Source organism: Amaricoccus sp. W119, from assembly GCF_047275745.1.
Classification (GTDB): domain Bacteria; phylum Pseudomonadota; class Alphaproteobacteria; order Rhodobacterales; family Rhodobacteraceae; genus Amaricoccus.
On sequence record NZ_JBKQWU010000162.1, the window covers coordinates 1 to 1,702 of the forward strand.

The window sequence follows — 1,702 nt, forward strand, 5'->3', positions numbered from 1 at the left end:
AGCCACCAGCCGAAGACGAGCGCTCCCTTGCTCGCAACGACCGGCGCCAGCGCCGCGCGCTCCTCCGCCGTCAGCGTCGCACCGAACCCGAGCGCGCCGAGCCCGATCCAGAGCGCGAGCGCCACCCCCGGCGCCAGCGCGGCGGCGAGGCGGCCGCGGTCGAGCTTCATGCCAGCATGTCCCGGACCTTGGCCGCCAGTTCGCGGGTCGAGAACGGTTTGGTCATATAGGCGTCGGCCCCGGCGCCGAGACCGCGGGCGACATCGGATTCGCGTCCCTTGGCGGTCAGCATCAGGATAAGCGTCTCGCGGATCGTCTCATCCGCCCGGACCGCCTCGCAGACATCGAAACCGGTCATGCCCGGCATCATCGCATCGAGCAGCACCAGCGGCGGCTTCTCCTCGCGGATCATCGCCAGCGCCTGGACGCCGTCGCGGGCCACGAGCACCTCGTAGCCCTCACGCTTCATCATGAAGCTCAGCGAGACGACGATATTGGGTTCGTCATCCGCGATCAGCACCTTCGTGCTCATTTCCGTCCTCCCCCGGACCTGTGCTCTCTGGCCCTGTTCCTTCGGACCTTGTTTTCTCTGGGTTCGTCTTCTCCGTCTCCCGCTCTGGCCGGAGCGGCAGGCGGAAGGCGAAACATGCCCCCTGCCCCGGTTCCGATTCCAGCCACATCGTACCGCCGAAATGATCCACGATCTGGCGGCTGATCGGAAGCCCGAGCCCGGTCCCGGGCGGACGGGTCGATCCGTCGCCGGCCTGGCGGAACTTCTCGAACACCGCCGCCTGTTCCTCCTCAGGCACGCCCGGGCCGTTGTCGCACACCGAGACGGCGAGCGCGTCGCCCTCGTCGCGGAGCGTCACATCGACCCTTCCGCCTTCGCCGGGCACGAATTTGGCGGCGTTCGAGAGCAGGTTCAGCACCACCTGGGTCAGCCGGTCCGGATCGGCCCAGAGCGGCGGCACGGCCTCGGGCAGATCGAGCACCAGTTCCGCCCCGCGTTCGCGGAAAAGCTCCGCCGTCGCGCGCCCGGCGTCGCGGATCAGCGCGCGGAGATCGACCTCGGCATTGTGCCATTCGGCATGCCCGGCCTCGATCTTCGCGAGATCGAGCACCTGATTGACCAGCCGGGTCAGCCGCTCGCTCTCGGAGACGATGATCTGGTTGAATTCCTGGCGTTGCTCGGCCTCCATCTCCGGATCGTCGAGCATGAGTTCCGAGAGCGCCCGGATCGAGGTGAGCGGCGTGCGAAGCTCATGCGTCACCGAGGACATGAAATCGTCCTTCAGGTGGTCGAGGCTCATCAGCTGCTCGTTCGCCGCCCGCAACTCCGCCGTCGCCTGTTCGAGCGAGCGGGATTTCTCCTCCAGCGCATGGGCATAGGCGCGAAGCTGCGACGCCTGGTCGAGGATCTCGAGCACGCCCTCCACGGTCAGCGGTTCCTCCCGCGTCACCGAGGCGACCATGATCCGCGCGGAGGCCGTGCCGATGGCACCGGCGATCTGCCGTTCCACGCGATCCACCAGCCGCGCGTCGGGCTCGATCTCCGCGACCGGCACGCCGAGATCGGCGGCGTGTTCGTCGAAAAGCGCGCGGGCGCGGGCCTGACCGATGAAGCGCCCCGCCAGCGCCCGGAGGTCGTCGAGACGGGCGCGGCCGCGCCAGAAGACCGGCTCGGCATCGCCGCGGCGAAAGA

General features: G+C 68.7%; 2 protein-coding genes. Both read right to left on the minus strand.

Annotated elements, in window-relative coordinates; genetic code table 11:
- Positions 1–166: 166 nt before the first annotated feature.
- Positions 167–532: a response regulator transcription factor gene (locus ACLJK8_RS22635; protein WP_413152665.1), complete on the minus strand. Its 366-nt coding sequence runs from the start codon at positions 530–532 to the stop codon at positions 167–169.
- Positions 504–1,702: sensor histidine kinase (locus tag ACLJK8_RS22640; protein WP_413152666.1), on the minus strand; the 1,199-nt coding region annotated here is incomplete at its 5' end. The genes ACLJK8_RS22640 and ACLJK8_RS22635, both read right to left, overlap by 29 nt.